Annotated in this window: 1 protein-coding gene and 1 pseudogene; one reads left to right on the plus strand and one right to left on the minus strand. The window is 44.9% G+C overall.

Annotation, left to right across the window (positions count from 1 at the left end; all coding sequences use genetic code 11):
- Positions 1–171, plus strand: a pseudogene (locus A3750_RS25175) (endolytic transglycosylase MltG); the annotation flags it as partial.
- Here the strand turns inward: A3750_RS25175 and A3750_RS24620 are convergent.
- On the minus strand, positions 149–835 hold the full coding sequence (locus tag A3750_RS24620; protein WP_082873419.1) for a response regulator: 687 nt from the start codon (positions 833–835) through the stop codon (positions 149–151). The pseudogene A3750_RS25175 and the gene A3750_RS24620 sit on opposite strands and share 23 nt — an antisense overlap.
- Between the last annotated feature and the right edge of the window lie 15 nt (positions 836–850).

The following is an 850-nucleotide window of genomic DNA, read 5'->3' on the forward strand; positions in this document are numbered from 1 at the left end:
TTTATACGCAGATTGAATAAAAAGATGCGATTGCAGACTGATACCACTGTGATCTATGGGCTGGGTGACCGTTATAAAGGTAATATTACGCGTAAACATCTGCGCGATCTTACCCCTTACAATACATATAGAATCAATGGATTACCGCCTACGCCAATCGCGCTCGCTGGGACGACGAAGTGAACTTTAAGAAGGATTCAATAGAGGAGCTGAAGCTTTGCATATCAACCGGCTTGCTTAAAAAAGCATTTGCACCGGCTGCTAGATATTCTTCTTTTTCTTCTTCCCTTGCACTCGCCGTTAGCGCAACTACCCAAGGAGCTGTGTCTGATTGCGTAAATGCTCGAATCTTGCGTGTCGCTTCTAAACCGTCCATCTCTGGCATCTGCCTATCCATATAGACAATATCAAACCGTTCCTGCTCAATCATCTCCAACGCCTGACGCCCGCTTGTTGCACGCTGACATTCATAGCCCAGCTCATTCAAGATCATTGCTGCAACCTCAAGATTGATTAGTTGATCATCCACAACAAGTAACTTCAAATCTTGTCTATCACATACTTCCGGAGCGTGTTCCAATGATTGATCTGGGACCACTTCAAGTGCTTCTGCCGTCACCTCTTGGTAGGGGATCAAGATATGGAAACTAGATCCTTTGCCCTGTTTGCTTTTAACGGAAATATTCCCTCCCATCAAGTGTACAATCTTCTCGCAAATCACAAGACCTAAACCGGTTCCGCCATACTTTCTTGTGATTGACTGGTCGGCCTGAGTAAAGGGATTGAAGATTCGTTTCAGCTCCTGTTCAGACATCCCTATACCCGTATCTTTCACCCTGAAACTCAGATA

The organism is Oleiphilus sp. HI0079, assembly GCF_001635105.1.